The organism is Bradyrhizobium oligotrophicum (assembly GCF_051168495.1).
GTDB lineage: Bacteria > Pseudomonadota > Alphaproteobacteria > Rhizobiales > Xanthobacteraceae > Bradyrhizobium > Bradyrhizobium oligotrophicum_A.
In genome coordinates, this window is record NZ_JBNPVB010000003.1 from 25,697 (window position 1) to 45,718 (window position 20,022).

A 20,022-nucleotide genomic window follows, 5' to 3' on the forward strand; every position below is an offset into this window, starting at 1 on the left:
CGAGCTGGTGCCTCGCCTCACGCCTGCTTCCGCATCATCCGCGCGATCGCCTCGCCGATCACGACCGTGGTGAAATGGGTGTTGGCACGGCAGTCCGACGGCATGATCGATGCGTCGGCGACGCGCAGGCCGGCGATGCCCTTGACGGTGCCGTCCGGGTTGACCACGCCATCGGCGTCGTCGAATCCGCTCATGCGGCAGCTTCCCGCCGCATGCTGGATATCGCCGGTAATCTGGCGCAGCAGCGCATCGAGCTCGGCATCCGGCAGCGCCGCCGCCTGCGGCAGGGTGAGCGGCGTATCGCCAAGCCTGATCCAATCGGCGGCGTCCTGCAGCGCCGGCTGCACCGTGATCACCGCCAGCCGCTTCACCGCGTCGCGCATCCGCGCGATGTCGCTGGCATCGGCCAGCATGTTCTCCTCGACGATTGGATCGACATTCGGATCGATCGACGCGAGCTTCAGTGTGCCACGTGAGAAGGCGTTGAACAGGCCGGCGCCGATCCCGCCGGGCACGCCGATGCCGCGATGATTGAAGGCGATCAGGATCATGTCGCGCTTGCCGCCATCGGCCAGCCCCGACGAATAGGTGACGCAACAATTGGTATGGCGGGTGTCGCGATCGGTCGGGCGCAGCTCCTCGCGCAGCTGGATGGTGGCGCGGAACAGCGGATGGTCGAAGAAGTGTCGGCCGACTGGAAGATCGCGCACCACCGCGATGCCCATGTCCTGCAAGTCCGTGGCGGGGCCGATACCCGAGCGCAGCAGGATCGCCGGGCTGTGGATGGCACCGGCACACAGCACGACCTCGCGCGCCGCGATCTCCCGGGTGCCCTCACCCTCGATATGGACACGCACGCCGGTGGCGCGGAAATCGCTGATCAGGAGACGATCGACCAGCGCCCGGCCGCGGATCTCCAGATTGGCGCGGCCGCGCGCCGGCTCCAGATAGGCCTCGTTGGTGGAGATGCGGCGGCCATTGCGGCTGTTGATCGGATAGCACGCAACGCCCTCACCATCCGGCCCGTTGACATCGTCACACCAGGGATAGCCGCTCGCCAGCGCCGCATCGCGCAAGGCCCGGTCGATCGGCCCCCATGCATCGAGCGGCGCGCGATACACCGGCAGCGGCCCGCCGCGGCCATGTCCCTCGCGATCGCCGAGTGCGAGATCATCCTCGATCACCGAGAACAGCGGCATGATCTCCTTGGCCGACCATCCCGTGCAGCCATGGTCGGCCCATTCGTCGAACGCATCGGCGACGCCGCGGATCGCGATTTGCCCGTTCATCATCGAGCTGCCGCCGAGCCCCTTGCCGCGCCAGTAGAAGCGCATCTCCTGCCCCGCCACGCGGCGCGACATCAGCTGCGGCCACTGCCATTTCTCCTGGAAGGCGCGATCGTGGATGATCGGGATCGGATTCGGCGTGGTGATCTCCCAGGGCACGTCGGCCGCCCGCCAGTCGGCACCGGCCTCCAGCAGCAGAATCCGCTTCCCGGGCTGCTCCGACAGGCGCACAGCCAACGCTGCGCCCGCAGAGCCGCCGCCCACGACAATCACGTCATACATGTAGTAAACTCTCGCTGTTTCCGAATGTCGCAATCACGGGCACCACTCTGCAATGCCAATTGCAGTCCGTGAAGCCCTCGCGAACTCAGGCCAGCAGCATCCCAATGCAGGGCTGTCTCGACCTCGTTGCCGATCCGAACCGCCTTCGCGAGACCTTCGAACACGAGATCGTTCGGCCCGCCCTTCTCGGCGAGTTCGATCGCCGTCCCGCTCCGGTCCTGCCAGCGGCGGCCTATGGGAGGATGAGGTCGACGTCGGTGCTGCCACTCGCAGGCGACAGCGCCGGTGCCGCGCCGTAGCGCGTCCATGCGGTGGTGACGCTGATGTCCTCGTCGGCCCAGCACCATCGATGCCCACCGGCCCGCTTCGCCGCATAGAGCGCGCGATCGGCCTGATCGAGCAGCGCTTCCGTTTCTGCCTGGCGGTCATCGGTCACCAGAATGCCCGCGCTCGCGCCGATCTGGACGCGTGTTCCGGCCAGCGTGAACGGTTGCGCCAACGCCGTCACTGCGGCGCGGGCCAGATCGAGCGCGGCGTCGCGGCCGGCCCCCGGCAGCAGCAGCATGAATTCATCACCACCGAACCGCGCCGCAACGCCGCTATCCTCGAGACAATCCTGCAGGCGCACGCCGACCTGGCACAGCAGTTCGTCTCCGGCCTGATGGCCGAACCGGTCGTTGACGAGCTTGAAGCCGTCGAGATCGACCGCGATGATCGCCACGGGCCGATCGCAACCGGCGAGCGCCGCGATGAACGCCGCGCGGTTCGGCAGGCCGGTGAGGTAGTCCCGATGCGCCTGATGCGCCAAGGCCTGCTTGGCCTTGATCCGCTCGGTGAAGGCCGCCGTGAGCCGATAGGAGGTGCCACGCAAGGTGATCCAGAACAGCACCACCATGCCGGCGCCCATGCGATAGACGGGCTCGGATTGCAGCAGGCAGGCGACCACGGTCGGGATCAGCAGCACCGCCGATGAGGTCATCACGATCCACGGGCTGACGCGCGACACGATGCCGACGCAGAACGCCATCGACAGGCCGAAGCTCATCCAGACGCCCGGACCATCACCGATCTGGAATGCGCGGGCCGATAACGCGCCGACGGCAAGGCCGAAGGCGATCGCGCCGAGTCCGTAGAGACGCTCCCAGCGGATGATGTCCGCATGGCCGAGGCGATCGAAACGGGCCTCGAACATCAGGAGTTTGACGACGCGGAAGACGCCGATCACGACCAGCGCAGCCGTAATGACCGCATAGCCCGGATCCTGCGCGACCCAGGCCATCACGGTCCCGATCACGACCGATGCCACCGAGATCGTCCCGACCAGCGGCATCGAGCTGTAGAGCAGATGCGCGAGCTCCCGCCGAGTTTCCTGGTCCGATCGATGCATCACAGTCCCGTTCACGAATGCGCGCACTATCGTACCCGGCCCTTAACGAAATATCGCCGCAGTTGCGAAGAGCTGCCATGCGCCGACCATGATTAAGAGATCCTGACTCGGACCAGTCGCATGAGCGACAAGTGCGACCGACGGATCGAGGCAAGCCACTTTCAGCGACGGCTAGCTCGCCCAATTGTCGCGGAACTCGCCGAACAGCGTGATGCCGCCGCACGCATAGATCGTCTGCCCGGTGATGTAGCTCGCCTCGGACGAGGCGAGAAAGGCGAACACGCCGGCGATCTCTTCCGCTGTCGCCACGCGGCCCATCGGAATGTGGGACTCGACCACGGCGCGCTGGACCGGATCGCCGGTCCAGGCTGCGTTGATCGGCGTGTCGACGGCGCCGGGGCCGACCGAATTGACGCGAATTCCGCGGCCGGCGAATTCCAGCGCGAGAGTCCGGGTGAGGCCGGCCATCGCGCTCTTGCTGATCGAATAAGCGAGATAGCCCGGCTTGGGAATGATCTGGTGCACGCTCGACGTATTGATGATGTTGCCGCCCCCGCCGCGCGCGACGAAATGCGCCAGCGCCTGCCGAGCGCACAGCACGGCACCGTTGAGATTGACCTCGAGGATCTTGCGATACGTCTCGACGTCGAGCGCCTCGCTCGGCGACGCCCGCTGGAAGCCGGCATTGTTGACGAGACAGTCGAGCCGCGGCCAGCGCGCCAGCACGGTCGCGAACATCCCGGCAATGTCGGCCTCGACACCGATGTCGGCCTTCACCGTGAAGTGATCGCGCGCATTGTGACCATGAGCGGCGGACGCCGCCTGCACCAGCGCGAGGGTTTCGTCACCCGACGACGAAGGGCCGCCGAAATTGATCGCGACATGCGCGCCCTCCTCCGCGAACCGCACCGCGATCGCGCGGCCGATGCCTTGCGCGGCGCCGGTGACCAGCGCGTAGTGTCCCGCCAGGCGCGACGAGCGTTCGGTGGATGGGGCGGCTGGCTGCATGTCTCGACTCCTCGAAATGATCTCGCCTCGTGCAGTGCGATGACTCGTGTCCGGATGACAAGGCCATCAGGACTCTGGTATCGCTCCACACCTCATCCATCACCGTGCACGCGGCGTGGGCGTCATGTATCTCGGCATCGATCTCGGCACGTCTGCAGTCAAGACGATTCTCGTCGATGATGCGCAGCGCGTGATCGCCAGCCGCAGCCGTCCCCTGACGATCTCCGTTCCCCGGCCGGGCTGGGCGGAGCAGGATTCGGCCGACTGGATCGCGGCCGTGTTCGCAACCCTCGATGCGCTCAAGGCGGATCATGCGGGCGAAATGGCCGAGGTCGCGGGCATCGGCCTGTCCGGGCAGATGCACGGCCCGGTGCTGCTCGGTGCCGACTTCGTACCGTTGCGCCCCTGCATCCTCTGGAACGACGGACGGTCGGCCGCCGAATGCGCCATGTTGGAACGGCGCTGGCCCGCCCTGCGGCAGGTCACCGGCAACAAGGCGATGCCCGGTTTCGCTGCGCCGAAGCTGCTCTGGATCGCCGCACACGAGCCGGAGATCTTCCGGGCGACGCGCCTCGTCCTGTTGCCGAAGGCCTATGTCCGGCTCGCGCTCTCGGGCGAGACGATCGAGGATGTTTCGGACGCCTCAGGCTCGCTGTGGCTCGATGCCGGCAGGCGCGACTGGTCCGACGAGGGTCTCGCCGCCACCGGCCTGACGCGCGGGCAGATGCCGCGCCTCGTCGAAGGCCGCGAGCCCGCGGGCCGGTTGCGCCACGATCTCGCCGAGCGCTGGGGCCTGTCGAAACGGCCGGTCATCGCGGGCGGGGCCGGCGACAACCCGGCCGGCGCGATCGGCATCGGCGCGATCCGTCCGGGCGCCACCTTCATCACGCTCGGCACGTCGGGCGCGGTGATCACGCCGGTCGAGAAGGTGATGGCCAATCCCGAGCGCGTCGTTCACTCCTTCTGTCACGCGGTCCCTGGATTATGGCTGCAGGCCGGAGCGATGCTGTCGGCGGCTTCCTGCCTTGCCTGGATCGCGCGCCTGCTCGGCGCCTCCGAGGCCGAGTTGCTCGCGCCGCTCGGCGCGTCGCCAGCCGTGCCATCGCCGGTCAGCTTCCTGCCCTATCTTGCCGGCGAGCGCACACCGCATGACGATCCGAACGTGCGTGGCCTGCTCGATGGTCTGAGCCATGCAACCGATCGCAACGCCATCGTGCAGGCCGTGCTCGAGGGCGTCGCCTTCGCACTTGCCGATTGCCGCGATGCGCTGACGGCTACGGGTCTCGTCATCTCGGAAGCCGATGCGATCGGCGGCGGCTCGCGCTCGGACCTCTGGCTCGCAATCCTCGCGAGCGTGCTGAACATCCCGATCCATCGTCTCGCCGAGGGCGAGACCGGTGCCGCATTTGGCGCGGCGCGGCTGGCGCGGCTTGCCGTCACCGGCGAAGCGGTTGCGCGCGTATGCACGCCACCCGCCCGGGTGCGGACCTTCGTGCCTGATCCCGCGCTGGCGGCAGACTACGCCGAGCGGTTGCCGCGCTGGCGCCGGCTCTACCGCCGTCAGAGCTGACCGGCCCCGAAACACGACCGCACTCTCGCGGCGACGTGTTGCAGCCGCCGGTCTTTCATATTGTATTCGGCGACAGCCTCTAGTTTAATCATTGCCCGCGCCAGCCGTAACGAGCCGCGGGAACACAAGAGAACGTGCATTGGGAGGCACGATGAGCGGTCCGATCCTCGAGATGCGCGGGGTGTCGAAGTCATTCTTCACCATCAAGGCCCTGCAGAAGGTCGACCTGACCGTCTATGCCGGCGAAGTCCATGCGCTGATGGGGGAAAACGGCGCCGGCAAATCCACTTTGATGAAGATTCTCTCCGGTGCCTATCGCCCCGATCCTGGCGGCGAGATCCGCATCGAGGGCAAGGTGGCGCGCATCGAGGGACCGATGGGCGGCCGCGCCGCCGGCATTTCGATCATCTACCAGGAGTTGTCGCTGGCGCCGAACCTGACGGTCGCCGAAAACATCTATCTCGGACGCGAGCTGTCGCAGAGCGGCCTGCTGTCGCGCGGCACCATGCGCGACGGGGTCGGCCCGATCCTGCAGCGGCTCGGCGCCGATTTCTCCGCGTCGACGCTGGTGGCCGAACTGTCGATGGGCCAGCGCCAGCTGGTCGAGATTGCCCGCGCGCTGCATGCGCGCTCCAAGATCCTGATCATGGACGAGCCGACGACGTCGCTGTCCGCGGGCGAGAGCGAGAAGCTGTTCGCGCTGATCCGGCAGCTGCGCGACGAAGGGATGGCCATCATCTACATCTCGCACCGCATGGACGAGGTCTATGCGCTCGGCGACCGCGTCACCGTCTTGCGCGACGGCCGGCTGGTCGGTTCGCTCGACAAGCCGGACATCCGCGCCGACAGCATCGTGCGCATGATGGTCGGCCGCGACGTGTCGTCGTTCTACAAGAAGGACCACGATCCGCATGCCAAGCGCGACCGCGCGGTGCTCACGACCGTCGATCTCGGCGACGGCCGCCGCGTCAAGGGCTGCTCGCTCACCGTCCATGCCGGCGAAGTGGTCGGCCTCGCCGGGCTGATCGGCGCCGGACGCACCGAACTCGCGCATCTGATCATCGGCGCAACGCCGAAGACGAGCGGACATCTCGAACTCGACGGCGAGCGGATCGAGATCGAGACGCCGCGCGATGCGCTCGATGCCGGCATCGCCTATCTCACCGAGGACCGCAAGGCGCTCGGCCTGTTCCTCGACATGTCCTGCGCCGACAACATCAACCTCGCCGTGATCGGGCGCGACGCCAGGCTCGGCGGCATTCTCGACCGCGACAAGGCGAAGACGCGCGCCGACGAGGCGTTCAGCGCGCTCGGCATTCGCGCGCCCAATCCGGGCGTCACCGTCGGCGGCCTGTCCGGCGGCAATCAGCAGAAGGTGCTGCTGTCGCGCCTGCTCGCGACCGCACCGAAGGTGCTGATCCTGGACGAGCCGACGCGCGGCGTCGACGTCGGCGCTAAATCCGAGATCTATTCGATCATCGACAATCTCGCCAAGTCGGGCACCGCGATCCTGGTGATCTCGTCCGACCTGCCGGAGATCCTCGGCATCTGCGACCGCGTGCTGGTGATGCGCGAGGGACATCTCGCCGGCGAGCTGCAGCAGAGCACGACATCACCTATTTCGCAGGAAGACATCATGGCGCTGGCCACGGGGACGGAGCACGTCGATGCCTGACAACAGCCAAGCTCAAGCCAAGGCCGCCGCGGCGCCCATCCTGCCGTCCGCGGCGGAGAAGCAACAACGCGTCCGGGCGATGATCCGGGCCGCCGGCATGCTGCCGGTGCTGCTGATCCTGTGTCTCGGCTTCCACTTTCTGGCCGACGGCCGGTTCTTCACCGGACAGAATCTCGGCATCGTGCTGCAGCAGGCCGCCGTCAACACCGTGCTCGCGGCCGGCATGACCTTCGTCATCCTCACCGGCGGCATCGATCTGTCGGTCGGCTCGATCCTGGCCGCGGCGGCGATGGCCGGTCTCACCGTGTCCAAGCTGCCCGAGCTGGGCGCGCTGTGGCTGCCGGCCGCGGTGCTCACCGGCTTCGCCTTCGGCGTCATCAATGGCGCCCTGATCGCGCTGTTGCGGCTGCCGCCCTTCATCGTCACCCTGGGCTCGCTCACCGCCGTCCGCGGTCTGGCCCGGCTGATGGGCAGCGACACGACGGTGTTCAATCCGTCGATTCCCTACGCCTTCATCGGCAATGCCTCGCTGACGCTCATTCCCGGCGTCGTCTCGATCCCCTGGCTGTCGGTGATCGCGCTGCTGGTGATCGTGGCGTCGTGGCTGATCCTGCGCCGCACGGTGCTCGGCGTGCACATCTACGCGGTCGGCGGCAATGAGAGCGCAGCGCGGCTCGCCGGCATCAAGGTCTGGGCGGTCCTCATTTTCGTCTACGGCATGTCGGGCCTGCTCGCCGGCCTCGGCGGCGGCATGCAGGCGGCGCGGCTCTATGCGGCGAACGGCCTGCAGCTCGGCCAGTCCTACGAGCTCGACGCGATCACCGCAGTCATTCTGGGTGGCACCTCCTTCGTCGGCGGCATCGGCTCGATCTGGGGCACCTTGGTCGGCGCGCTCATCATCGCGGTGTTGTCGAACGGACTGATCTTGGTCGGCGTCTCCGACATCTGGCAATACGTCATCAAGGGCCTCGTCATCATCGGCGCCGTCGCACTCGACCGCTACCGGCTGCAGGGCTCGGCGCGCACCTGACACATTCGGCAGGCGCCGCCGGCGCCTCGCCGCAATCCATTCTTCCACGGCCACTGGTCCGCCGTGCGTAGACGAACAGGAAGGACCAGGGAGGAAACCCATGTTGAAGACGATATCGCTCGCCGGTGCCGCGCTGGCGCTTGTCATGAGCTCCGCGCCGTCCTCGGCCAAGGAGCTGAAATCGATCGGCGTGTCGCTGGGCTCGCTCGGCAACCCGTTCTTCGTCGCGTTGTCGAAAGGCGCCGAGTTCGAGGCCAAGAAGACCAATCCCAACGTCAAGATCACCGCGGTCGGCTTCGAATACGACCTCGGCAAGCAGGTCACCCAGATCGACAATTTCATCGCCGCCGGCGTCGACCTGATCCTGCTCAACCCCGGTGACCCCAAGGCGATCGGCCCGGCGATCAAGAAGGCGCAGGCCGCGGGCATCCTCGTCGTCGCGGTCGACACCGCTGCCGAGGGCGCCGACGCCACGGTCACCACCAACAACGTGCAGGCCGGCGAGATCTCGTGCCAGTACATCGTCGACAAGCTCGGCGGCAAGGGCGACGTCATCATCCAGAACGGGCCGCAGGTGTCGGCGGTGATCGACCGCGTCAACGGCTGCAAGAGCGTGTTCGCCAAGGCGCCCGGCATCAAGGTGCTGTCCAGCGACCAGGACGGCAAGGGCTCGCGCGAGGGCGGGCTGACGGTGACGCAGGGTTATCTGACCCGCTTCCCCAAGATCGACGCGATCTTCGCGATCAACGATCCGCAGGCGATCGGCACCGATCTCGCCACGCGCCAGCAGCAGCGCACCGGCATCGTCATCACTGCGGTCGACGGCGCGCCCGACATCGAGGCTGCGCTGAAGGATCCGGCGACGCAGCAGATCCAGGCCTCGGCCTCGCAGGACCCGTTCTTCATGGCCCGCCGCGCGGTGCAGATCGGCGTCAGCATCCTCAACGGCCAGAAGCCGGCCTCGACCGTCGAGCTGCTGCCCTCCAAACTGATCACGCGCGACAATGTCGGCGAGTACAAGGGCTGGACCTCGGACCGCAAGGAATAGCAGGCCTGACGGCTCGAACGTGTCCGCCGAACCATCGACGCCGCCCCTTAACCGGGCGGCGTCATGCTTGACAGCCGATCTGCATGCGCGTCGGAATGTCCGCACGCCTGCCTCGAAAGAACGAGTGCACACCACTCGCGCGTCGGCGGGAGATGTGGCAAACAACGGCCTCGACGGAGGATTGAACCCGCGCTGGCAACGCCCTGGACCGGCGATTCCTCCGAGCAGGGGATGGATGCCGATGGCTGCGAAGCTCGATGACCTTTTGCCCGCGATCATCAAGGCCGGTGACGCCGGACTGAGCCTATCCAAGATCACCGCGACGTTCCTGGGAAAATCGGGAGCCAAGAAGGGCTCGCCTGTCCTGCGCGAGAGGCTTGCAACACTGGGACGCGAGGGGGCGATCTGGGGACCGTTGAAGCATGGCGTCGCCCAGATGTATTTCGCGAGCGGGCGCGGCCCATCGGTCGAAACGGCGAGCCAAGCCATCGTGAAATTGATCGCCGCCTCGGGCGTCAAGCTGATCTCGAAGCCCAGTCTGGAAAAGAAGGTCACCGGGATGAACAGGAAGTTTTTCCCGGATGGCCTGGCACACGCCAAGTCCAGCCGGACCATTGTCGAGCTCTCCTGCGGCAGCTCGAAATATTATCTGCATCGTGACGTCGCGGCGGACCATTTCGGCTTCGACGGCAGCGTCGCCGAGCTGCCCGTCACGGCGCCGACCACGGACGGCGCATTGACTCCGGCTTCGGCGCTCACGCTGGACGACGTCCTGCCGGCCTATCGCCGGCTCAAGGCCGAACAGGGAGGCTTCTCGGCGGTGAAGATCTACGACCTGATCAACGCGCTCGATGGATCGAAGGAAGCGCTGCACCGTCTCCTGATCGAGGAAACGAAGTCCGGACGGGTCACGATCCATCCGACGACCACCGTCGACCTTCCCCCCGAAGAGATGGACGCAGGCATCCGACTCGCCGGCTTTCCCGAGCCCTTCGTCACCGTCGTGGTCAAGAACGAGCCATGACGAACCGCTACGCCGAGATCCAGGTCAATCCGTTCGAGGACGCAATCGTTCGCGAGCCGCGCGACGTCTCGTTCTCGGTGAAGGGCCTCAACGATGCGCCGCTCCATCGGCTGCTGAGCAAATTCGACGCGCTGGACGCGGGCGAACTGCCCCGCAGCAGCCCTGCGAGACCCGACCGGGCGCAGCTCGTCGTCTCGCCGGATCGCGGCTACGGAAAATCGCATCTGCTGGGACGGTTGTTCACGGCCTTGGGCCGCAGAGCCACCAAAGTCTATCTTCGTCCATTCCAAGATCCCTACAAGGCGTGGCAGTCGATCCTGCTGCTCACCGTGCAGGAGCTCGATCGGCCGGACGACGAAACCGGCGATACGCCGAGCCAGCTCCGATCTCTCGCCATCGGGACGCTGGCGCACATCGTCGCGGATTTTGCCCAGAACGGCATCCCCGAGATCGCCCCCGCAGTCCCCGCTCTGCGGCATCTTGCGGCCGGCACATTGCCGGCGTCCGAGATGCCGGGCAGGCTGGCCTGGCTGCGCAGTCTTTTTTCCGATACCGGCCCGATCAATCGCCTGGCAGGGCTGTTGAGGAAGCGTCACATCGATCTGCAGGGGCAGGAGAAGGCCTGGCTGAAAGTCCTCGTCGCCTGCGCGTTCGACGACGCCGATGACGAGCGCCGGCAGGCGGCCCTCAAATGGCTGCGGGCCGACCCGCTCGAGCCGGAGGAGGTCGAACGGCTCAGGCTTGACCAGGCTGACAATGACGGGCGCGGCGACGTCACGCCGCAGGAAATCAACGCCCTGAGTTTCCGTCGCCTGCAGGGCCTGTGTCAGCTCGCGTCCTATTATCGTCCGTTCGTGTTCTGCTTTGACCAGACCGAATGCTACGCCAGCGATCCCATGCTGATCAAGGCGCTCGGAAACTGCATCGAGCAGCTCTATGCCGAGCTTCGCAATCATCTCACGGTGGTCACCGCCAACCAGCGAAACTGGGTCGTCGACATCAAGCCGCATCTGGAGCCCCCGCATCGCGACCGCTTCACGCCCGAAATCTCGCTCGAAGGCATCACCAGAACAGGTGCGCGCGAGCTGATCGAAGCGCGCCTGAAAAGCTGTGATCTGTCGTCCGGGGACATCGCGCAATTCTTCGCCGACAAATGGCTCGATGAGCCGTTCGAAACACTCGTCGAGCTCGGCGTCCGCGCGCTGCTGGTCCGCGCGGAGGAACGCTTCAGGGCTCTCGCGCGCCCGAACACGGCGCCGCCTCCGGCGCAAACCCTCGACGACCTCTTCCAGGTCGAGCTCAACGGCATCCGCTCCCAGAAGGCGCTGCAAGCCTACAATCAGGACTGCCTGATGTGGTTCGCCAAGGACGTCGGGCAGGCCATGAGCGGGGTCAAGGTCGGCCGCACCTCGGGCCGTCGCTATTTTTCGTTCGAATGGTGCTGGCCGGACCGCAGCGTCTACTTCGCCTTCGAGGGCGGCGACCATTGGCGGCGCTGGAAGGCGATCGCCGACGAGGCGATCTCGTTGGCGAAGGCGCAAACCGGCCGTCCCACCCTGACCTACGTGTTCCGCACGCCGGACCTCGCCCGGGTGCCGCGCTCGTCATGGGCCGTCGCCAAGGCCACGATGGATGAAGCCAGCCGCCACGGTTTCCGCATCGTCGAACTGACGCCCGACCAAGTCTGCGAGCTGCATGCCGCGCGCGAACTGTATTCCAACGCGCTCCAGGGCAACATCGCCTTTGCAGGCCCGGAAACGCTCGCCTGGCTGCAGACCCGCTTCGCATCCCTGCTCGCCGATGTCGCGTCCGCGGGACTTCCCATCCAGGTCCGCAGCGTCGATGCGGGCGGACCCGCAGCCAAGCAAAGGACCAAGGAACATACGACGACCGCATCCGGCGCGCTCGACGACGATCGCCTGAGCGTCGTGCTCGACCTCGTCCGCGAGCAGCGCATCGTCGACATCTCCGTCGTGCTCGACAGGCTCGGAAAAACGGACCTGCGCGATCCGCTCTTGCGCAGCGTCGAGGCGCATCCCAATCTGAAGGCACATCCGGGGCCCAAGACGATCTTCCTGCAATGGCGCATCACAGCATAACGGCGACCGAGCTCACCTTCGCCGTCCTCGATCCGGAGTGGCGCGCCCGGTGGCTCCGGGGCGAGAAGCCGTCGACCAAGAGCTTCGCACCGGCCGGCACGGCGCGCGCGATGGGCGTGCAATTCCACAAGGAGGTCGAGAAGCTGGTCGGCTGGCTGACGGCGCCACGCAGCCTGAAGGCCGCGGCGCGCATCGACACCGTCGAGGCGCTGGTCGATCACGTCTGGACCACCTCGCTGCAGGACCTGACCGACAAGCTGTTCGCGGCGGGACGCGGCGAGGACGCCGCCGCCTTCACCGAACGGATGCGTCATTTCTGCGCGCGCCTGATCGCGCTGCGGACACGCACGCGCGGCTTCGAGAACTGGCAGGACGTGTTCGTCGGCGCCGAGCAGGATCTCGCGCACGTGCCCGTCGCGGTCGGCGACGGCGCCGTGGAGATCCGCGGCCGGGTCGACGCCATTCGCATTCACCCCGAACGCCATCTGGAGGTCGTGGACTACAAGCTGAGCCAGGGCGCGCGGCAGAAGGCCGACCTCGTGCAGCTTGCGATCTACGGTCATCTGCTGCCGATCTGGCGTCCCGGTTGCGAATTCTGCGGCACGCTGGAGTACTACCTGCCGGCGTTCCAGGACGTCGAAGTGTCGCCGGACGAACTGAGGGACATCTTCAGCGGCATGGTCGCGCCGGTGCTGCAGGAAATGTTCGGCGCCGGGACGCCGCCGGCCTCTCCGGATCGCGCGGCGCCTCCTGCAGCGAAGCCTGCGGAAAAGCCATCAGGCGACGACCGCGCCGACGCCGCCCCAAATGCGCTCGGCGACGCCGTGGCCGAGGCGTTTCGCAGCTTCAACCTCGCGGTCGAATGCGCCAGCGTGATCGAAGGGCCGCAGCTGATCCGGTTGCGGCTCACACCAGGGCCCGGCGTGAAAGTCTCGTCGCTCGCCAACCGCGCCGCGGACCTGCAGGTGAAGCTCGGCCTCGCCGAGCCGCCGCTGATCAAGGCCGGCAAGGGCTTCGTCATTCTCGATCTGCCGCGGCCCGATCCGAAGCCGTGCCTGCTCAAGGACGCGCTGGCCGGTCCGCTGTCGTCTGCGTTGACGAGCATGGTGAGCTTTCCGGTCGGCATCGACGTCGAAGGCCATCCGATCGTGGCCGACTTCGCCGATCCCAATACGTGTCACGCGCTGGTCGCGGGATCGACCGGCAGCGGCAAGAGCGAATGGCTGAAGGCCATGGTCGCAAGCATGCTGCTGCGCGGCTCGCCGGAGCAAGTGAAGATCGCGCTGATCGATCCGAAGATCCTGACCTTCTCGGGGGTCGGCGGCAGTCCCTATCTGTGGCGTCCGGTCGCGACCACGCTGACCGAGGCGCTGCGAATTCTGCGCGATGCCGTCAAGGAGATGGACGCGCGCTATCAGCTCCTGAACGGCGCCGGCGTCGTCAATCTCGGCGACTACATCAAGGCCGGCCACACCAACCTGCCATTCCTGGTCCTGATCTTCGACGAATTCGCCGACCTGATCCTGGCCGGGCGCGACGACAAGAAGGAGTTCGAGGCACTGGTCGCGCGCATCGCCGGCAAGGGCCGCGCATCCGGCATCCACCTCGTGCTGGCGACCCAGCGCCCCGACCGCGCCGTCGTCACCGGCCTGATCAAATCGAACCTGCCGCTGAAGGTGTGTCTCAAGGTCGCCAATGCCGTGAACGCACAGATCGTGCTCGACGAGCCCGGCGCCGAAAGCCTGTTCGGCAAGGGCGACCTGCTGTGCGATCTCGGCCGTGGCCTGGTGCGCGCGCAAGGCCTGTTCGTCCCGCAAGCGGAATTTCTCGCCGCGCTCGGCCGCAAATAGGACGGCCCATCCGCCGCCATGTCGCGTTTGCGACAACGCCTCCCCTGTTTGTTGCGGTTTCCGCTGGTCCGGAATTTGCGTGAGCTTGCCTGACGGCATCAATCAGCAGGCGATCCGATGGCTTTCACCGCAGTCTGTCCGACAAGCGCCATCTCCGAAGGGGGCATGGGCCTGTTCCAGGTCGGCAAGAAGAGCGTGCTGCTGCTCTGGCCCGCCGGCGGCGACCTCAGGGCCTATCGCGGCCGCTGCCCGCATGCAGACGTGCCCCTGACCGAGGCGACGTTTGACGGCAAGAGCATCACCTGCCCGCATCATCAATGGGGCTTCGACGCCATGAGCGGCAAATGCGTGACTCATCTGGTGCGCAACGCGCTGCACCCCTACCCGCTGCAGATCGAGGGCAGCGAGATCCAGGTCGATGTCGGACCGGTGAAGCCGGCCCGCGCGACGGCCTGAGCAGCGACGGATCGAGCGCCGGCGTCAGCGCGGGCGGGCCGCGGATGGAGAGCGGATCGACGAGACCAGCATCATGACGATCGCAGCGGATTGGGTGATCTGGAACGGATCGCTGGGCATCGTCGATACGGTCCGGCTCGGCCCCGTCGTCGACGGTGGGAGGGCGCGGCTGGCATCGCTGGCGCCACCCTATGACGTCGTTGGGCCCTTCAGCCTCGACGAGCTGGAGACCCAGGGCCGCATCGTCTTCGGCGCCTGCCTCGTGATGTCGCAACGACGCTGGCGCGAGGATCAGAATGCGCTGCGCATGGCGGCGCGGGCCGCGCGGCGCGCATTGCTGGACCGGCTCGCCCATGACGAGGATGATGAAGCGTTTCGCAGCGTGCTCGAGTTGCCGCTGCAAGGCCCGCTGACAACTGCGGACATCAGGGCCGCGTTCCGCCGGCTCGCCAAGTCGGCGCACCCTGACGCCGGCGGCAGCAGCGAACTCTATCGGCGCATCTCCGACGCCCGCGACGCGCTGCTGGCGCAATGGGGCTGAGACCGCGGCTGCCGGCGGCGACCCCATCGCCGCAGCGTCCGATCACCCCGCAGCGGCGCCGGCCGGACCGTGCAGCGTCCGCGCCTCGTGGGTGAATTGCAGCATGCCCGCCGCGGCGAGACGCTGCACGGCCAGCCAGCTGGCGTGATCGATGACCTCGACGGCGGGACCTGACGACAATCGCTCGCGCTCGGTCGCAAGCGACGGCGCGTCGAGATCGAGCACGGCCACGAGCCGCTGTGCGCCGGCTGCATCCTGCCTCGCCTCGATCAGGATGGCGCGCTCGCCGTGCCGCTGCACCAGCTCCGCCGCCACCTCCTCGCTCGACATCACGGTCGGGCCGCGGCTTTCGCGACCTCCCATCATCTCCTGCATGCGTTCGATCAGCGCGGCGCGGCCCGACGGCATCTTCAGCGCGGAGAGGTCGCCGATGCCGTCCATGACGCCGTCGGCCAGGGCCTGCTTGCGGCCGAGCAGGTGCAGGATGTCGTGCTCGATGCTCTGCTCGGTGATCAGGTTGACCACGGTGACCGAGCGCGCCTGCCCCTTGCGCCAGGCGCGCGCGATGCGCTGCTCCAGCTTGGCCGGATTCCACGGCAGGTCGACGTTGATCACCACGCTCGCCGCCTGCAGGTTCAGGCCGACGCTGCCGCTGTCGGTCGAGAGGAACAGCCGGCAGGCGGGGTCGTTCTTGAAACGGTTGATCTCGGCGCGGCGCCGGATCTGCGACACCGATCCGGTGTGCCAAGCGGCATCGAGCCCCATCTCGCCGCCGAGCTCTCGCACCATCGCCAGCATCCGCTCCCATTCCGAGAAGATGATGGCCTTGCGGCCCGGCTCCTGCAGCACGTCCTCGAGAATGCCTTCGATCTCCTCGAGCTTCGGGCTGATACGGCAAGTGGGATCGAGGATCGCGGGCGTGTCGCAGATCATCCGCATGCAGGCGAGCAGCATCTGCAGGCGGTCGAACTCGGCCTTCGTCAACGGCCGGTTCTGGGCGATCGCGAGCAGGCGCCTCGCCTGCGCCGCGTAGTCCTCGTAACGCAGCCTCTGCTCGTCGGCCATTGCGACGAAGTAGTTCTTGACCGTGCGTCCGGGCAGTTGCGCCTCGACATCGGCCTTGCGCCGGCGCAGCAGCACCGGCTGCAGCCGTTCGCGCAAGGCGCCGAGGTTCTGATAGTCGACCGGACGCCCGCGCTCGTCCAACTGATAGAACTCGCGGTTGAAGCGGAACAGCGGGCCGAGAATTTCCGGGTCCAGATACTGGACGATCGAATAGAGTTCGTCGATGCGGTTTTCGAGCGGCGTTCCGGTCAGGACGAAGGCGTAGCGCGACTGCAGCAGCTTGACCTGGCGCGCGGTCTTGGTCTGCCAGTTCTTGATGCGCTGCGCCTCGTCCAGGATCACGAGATCCGGCTTCAAGGTGGCGTTGATGTCGTCGAGGTCGGACAGCACCTGTTCGTAGTTGACGATGGTGAAGAAGGCGGGATCGCGATAGGCGGCGAGACGCTGCGCGCGCGGACCGAACACGAGACGTGTGGTGCGGTCGGCAAAGCGCGAGATCTGCTCCTCCCATTCCGATTTCAGCGACGCCGGACAGACCACCAGCACCCGGCGGATGCCCTTGAGCCGCGCCAGCAGCTCGCTCGCGGCGATGGCCTGGACGGTCTTGCCGAGCCCCATCTCGTCGGCGAGCAGCGCACGTTCGCCGAAGACGAGATGCAGCATGCCCTCGCGCTGATAGGGCAGCAGCGGATGCTTGACGAGTCCGGCCAGCTTCTTCTCGGCCCGGGCCTCGAAGGCGGCACGCGCCTTGGCGCGCTCGCGCGCCCGCCGGGCGCGATCGAGCCAAGGCGAGAAATGACGGGACAGGCGGACCACGCGCCGAATCGCCAGCGGCGCCTCGTTCCAGGCCGCGATCAGCTTCTCGATCCGCCGCGCATCGCGCGTGAGCGCGCCGTCGCGGTCGAGATGGGGCCGCAGCCATCGCGCCGCGCTCTCGATCGATTCGGAGCGATCGGCGGGCCATAGCACGGCCGGTGCGCCCGGACCACGGCGATCCAGGAAGATCTCGATGCGGCGGGTGCCGGCGCGTGCCGCCTCGCGGACGGCCTTTGCCGGCCGGCGCGTGAGCGCGGCGACGACCCCTTCGATGTGCTTGCAGGTCCCGAGCCCATTGACGCGGTGATCGATGCAGCCGCAGGAGTTGATCGCCTCGGTCAGGCTGCGGATCTCGACGTCGTAGCTCGACCCGCTGGACGATTGGACGCGGAAGGTGCCGAACACGGGCTCGCTGGTTTCGAGCGCGTTGATCGCGCCGATCTCGGTCTCGCCGCGCCAGCGCCGGACACGCAGTTCGTCATCGTCGGTCGTCAGCCATCCCGGCGGCAATGGCGGCCGTTCGAGCACGGCTTTGGCCTTGGCTTTGGCCTTCGACCTGCGGTCGCGCTTGCCCGCCGCGGGCACGTCGGCAACGTCACGAAGGGCGAGCGGTGTCTTGCGCATGATGACCTCGGCCGGACCGGAGCGAATCGTTTGCGCGCGATGTTACCGCCGGCCCGCGGCGGCGGTTGCCCCGCGTCGGATCGCGGACGTCGGAAGTTGTGGATTGCCTGCGCCAAAACGGACCATCCGCGCTTTTGCAGCAGAAACATCCGCCCTGACGCCCAGCGCGCCCGGTTCCATCCCCGCCCGCCATTCGATATATCGGAAGCGGCAGCGCCGCATCTCGCCCGGGCCTGCCGATCCGCCGGAGGCCGCAAACCCCATGGACCTGTCCATCGAGCACCTGCTCGGTCTGTCCGAGCCCGCCCTGCTCACGGCCTATGCCGACGCACGCCGGCGTTTCGTGCAACAGAAATTCGCGCGCGACACGCAGCGCGCGCGGCTGGAATGGATGCGGGCCAAGGCGTTCGTCAACGCCTCGGGCAACGTCACGGAGCGCAACATGGCCGTGACGCTGTCTGACGAGCTCGCGCGCAAGGGCCAGGAGGTGCGCGAACTGACGCGGGAGATGGATCTCGCCAAGGCGGAGGTCGACATCATCGACATGGTGATCCGCCTGCGCGGCTCGCATGGGCTGTCATCTGGACAATCGTCGACCGGACAGGCCGACGAGCCGGGCGACGGGCTCGCCGAACCCGACGCGGACCACGACTTCGGATAGCCGGCGCACGAGCCGGTCGGGGCGCTCATGCCCGACCGGCTCCGCCCTCAGCCTCTAGAAGAAGCCGAGCTTCTTCGGGCTGTAGCTCACCAGCATGTTCTTGGTCTGCTGATAGTGGTCGAGCATCACCTTGTGGGTCTCGCGGCCGACGCCGGACTGCTTGTAGCCGCCGAACGCCGCATGTGCGGGATAAGCGTGATAGCAATTGGTCCAGACTCTGCCGGCCTGGATGTGCCGGCCGAACCGGTAGCAGGTATTGGCGTCGCGGCTCCACACGCCGGCGCCGAGGCCGTACAGCGTGTCGTTGGCGATCGCCAGCGCCTCGTCCTCGGTCTTGAAGGTGGTGACCGAAACGACGGGCCCGAAGATCTCCTCCTGGAACACGCGCATCTTGTTGTGTCCCTTGAACACCGTCGGCTTGACGTAGTAGCCGCCGGCGAGATCGCCGCCGAGCAGGTTGCGCTCGCCGCCGATCAGAAGCTGCGCGCCTTCCTGCCTGCCGATGTCGATGTAGGACAGGATCTTGTCGAGCTGCTCGGAGGAGGCCTGCGCGCCGATCATCGTCGCCGGATCGAGCGGGCTGCCCTGCACGATCGCACCGACGCGGGTGAGCGCGCGCTCCATGAAGCGTTCATAGATCGACTCGTGAATGAGCGCGCGGCTCGGGCAGGTACAGACCTCGCCCTGGTTGAGCGCGAACATGACGAAGCCCTCGATCGCCTTGTCGAGGAAGTCGTCGTCCTCGGCGCAGACGTCCTTGAAGAAGATGTTCGGCGACTTGCCGCCGAGCTCGAGCGTCACCGGGATCAGATTCTGCGAGGCGTATTGCATGATCAGCCGGCCGGTCGAGGTCTCGCCGGTGAACGCGATCTTGGCGATGCGGTTCGACGACGCCAGCGGCTTGCCGGCTTCGAGACCGAAGCCGTTGACGACGTTCAGCACGCCGGCCGGCAGCAGATCGCCGATGGTCTCCATCAGCACCAGGATCGAGGCCGGAGTCTGCTCGGCCGGCTTCAACACGACACAATTGCCGGCCGCGAGCGCGGGCGCCATCTTCCACGCCGCCATCAGGATCGGGAAATTCCAGGGAATGATCTGGCCGACCACACCGAGCGGCTCGTGGAAGTGATAGGCGATGGTGTCGTGATCGATCTCGGCGATCGAGCCTTCCTGGGCGCGGATCACGCCGGCGAAATAGCGGAAGTGATCGATCGCGAGCGGGATGTCGGCCGCGGTGGTCTCGCGGATCGGCTTGCCGTTGTCCCAGGTCTCGGCCAGCGCGAGCTTGTCGAGATTGGCCTCCATGCGATCGGCGATCTTGTTGAGGATCAGCGCCCGCTCGGTGACGCTGGTACGGGCCCAGGCATCCTTGGCGGCATGGGCGGCGTCGAGCGCGGCCTCGATGTCGGAGGCATCGGAGCGCGCGATCGCGCAGACCGGCTGGCCGGTGATCGGCGAAATGTTGTCGAAATATTTGCCGGCATTGGGGGCCTTCCAGCCGCCGCCGATGAAGTTGTCGTAACGCGCAGCAAAGGGCGGCTTGAACGCCGCATTGACGTCAACCTTGGTCATCTGTCTCTCCCATTCACGCCGATGCACA

Annotated in this window: 15 protein-coding genes; 10 read left to right on the forward strand and 5 right to left on the reverse strand. The window is 66.9% G+C overall.

All coding sequences use genetic code 11. The features are described from left to right. Positions 1-17: 17 nt before the first annotated feature. The 3 genes from ACQR1B_RS06890 to ACQR1B_RS06900 form a co-directional block, all read right to left on the reverse strand. Positions 18-1,568, reverse strand: a complete 1,551-nt coding sequence (locus ACQR1B_RS06890) for a GMC family oxidoreductase (protein ID WP_434833103.1) — start codon at positions 1,566-1,568, stop codon at positions 18-20. A 232-nt stretch (positions 1,569-1,800) separates the two neighbouring features. Continuing rightward, complete coding sequence (locus ACQR1B_RS06895; protein WP_434833102.1) at positions 1,801-2,955, reverse strand: diguanylate cyclase domain-containing protein; 1,155 nt, start codon at positions 2,953-2,955, stop codon at positions 1,801-1,803. 171 nt (positions 2,956-3,126) lie between these two features. Beyond that, the gene (locus ACQR1B_RS06900) at positions 3,127-3,963 is read right to left on the reverse strand and encodes an SDR family oxidoreductase (RefSeq protein WP_434833101.1); all 837 of its coding nucleotides are present in this window, start codon (positions 3,961-3,963) and stop codon (positions 3,127-3,129) included. A gap of 124 nt (positions 3,964-4,087) precedes the next feature. Here ACQR1B_RS06900 and xylB point away from each other — a divergent pair, with 124 nt between their 5' ends. The 9 genes from xylB (at position 4,088) to ACQR1B_RS06945 (ending at position 15,256) form a co-directional block, all read left to right on the forward strand. Next, positions 4,088-5,533 (forward strand): xylulokinase, encoded by a 1,446-nt coding sequence (xylB, locus tag ACQR1B_RS06905; RefSeq protein ID WP_434833100.1) that lies wholly within the window; start codon positions 4,088-4,090, stop codon positions 5,531-5,533. Positions 5,534-5,684: 151 nt separating this feature from the next. Continuing rightward, positions 5,685-7,208: a sugar ABC transporter ATP-binding protein gene (locus ACQR1B_RS06910; protein WP_434833099.1), complete on the forward strand. Its 1,524-nt coding sequence runs from the start codon at positions 5,685-5,687 to the stop codon at positions 7,206-7,208. Continuing rightward, positions 7,201-8,238 carry an ABC transporter permease subunit gene (locus ACQR1B_RS06915; RefSeq protein WP_434833098.1) on the forward strand — a complete coding sequence of 346 codons (1,038 nt, stop codon included), beginning with the start codon at positions 7,201-7,203 and terminating at the stop codon, positions 8,236-8,238. Before ACQR1B_RS06910 ends, ACQR1B_RS06915 begins: the two co-directional genes overlap by 8 nt. 100 nt (positions 8,239-8,338) lie before the next feature. Further along, positions 8,339-9,286: an ABC transporter substrate-binding protein gene (locus tag ACQR1B_RS06920; RefSeq protein ID WP_434833097.1), complete on the forward strand. Its 948-nt coding sequence runs from the start codon at positions 8,339-8,341 to the stop codon at positions 9,284-9,286. A 19-nt stretch (positions 9,287-9,305) separates the two neighbouring features. After that, positions 9,306-10,310: a hypothetical protein gene (locus ACQR1B_RS06925; protein ID WP_434833096.1), complete on the forward strand. Its 1,005-nt coding sequence runs from the start codon at positions 9,306-9,308 to the stop codon at positions 10,308-10,310. Next, positions 10,307-12,409 carry a hypothetical protein gene (locus ACQR1B_RS06930; protein WP_434833095.1) on the forward strand — a complete coding sequence of 701 codons (2,103 nt, stop codon included), beginning with the start codon at positions 10,307-10,309 and terminating at the stop codon, positions 12,407-12,409. The genes ACQR1B_RS06925 and ACQR1B_RS06930 overlap by 4 nt, the downstream gene beginning before the upstream one ends. Continuing rightward, positions 12,391-14,259 carry a DNA translocase FtsK gene (locus tag ACQR1B_RS06935; protein WP_434833094.1) on the forward strand — a complete coding sequence of 623 codons (1,869 nt, stop codon included), beginning with the start codon at positions 12,391-12,393 and terminating at the stop codon, positions 14,257-14,259. Before ACQR1B_RS06930 ends, ACQR1B_RS06935 begins: the two co-directional genes overlap by 19 nt. 117 nt (positions 14,260-14,376) lie before the next feature. Next, positions 14,377-14,715: a Rieske 2Fe-2S domain-containing protein gene (locus ACQR1B_RS06940; protein WP_434833093.1), complete on the forward strand. Its 339-nt coding sequence runs from the start codon at positions 14,377-14,379 to the stop codon at positions 14,713-14,715. Positions 14,716-14,788: 73 nt separating this feature from the next. Next, positions 14,789-15,256, forward strand: a complete 468-nt coding sequence (locus ACQR1B_RS06945; protein ID WP_434833092.1) for a J domain-containing protein — start codon at positions 14,789-14,791, stop codon at positions 15,254-15,256. 42 nt (positions 15,257-15,298) lie between these two features. On the opposite strand, the gene ACQR1B_RS06950 is transcribed toward ACQR1B_RS06945, so the two are convergent. Next, on the reverse strand, positions 15,299-17,761 hold the full coding sequence (locus ACQR1B_RS06950) for a DEAD/DEAH box helicase (protein ID WP_434833091.1): 2,463 nt from the start codon (positions 17,759-17,761) through the stop codon (positions 15,299-15,301). A gap of 262 nt (positions 17,762-18,023) precedes the next feature. On the opposite strand from ACQR1B_RS06950, the gene ACQR1B_RS06955 reads away from it, so the two are divergent. Continuing rightward, on the forward strand, positions 18,024-18,422 hold the full coding sequence (locus ACQR1B_RS06955) for a hypothetical protein (RefSeq protein WP_434833090.1): 399 nt from the start codon (positions 18,024-18,026) through the stop codon (positions 18,420-18,422). 54 nt (positions 18,423-18,476) lie between these two features. On the opposite strand, the gene adh is transcribed toward ACQR1B_RS06955, so the two are convergent. Continuing rightward, a complete protein-coding gene (gene adh / locus ACQR1B_RS06960) occupies positions 18,477-19,994 on the reverse strand; it encodes an aldehyde dehydrogenase (RefSeq protein ID WP_434833089.1) in 1,518 nt (505 codons plus the stop codon). Between the last annotated feature and the right edge of the window lie 28 nt (positions 19,995-20,022).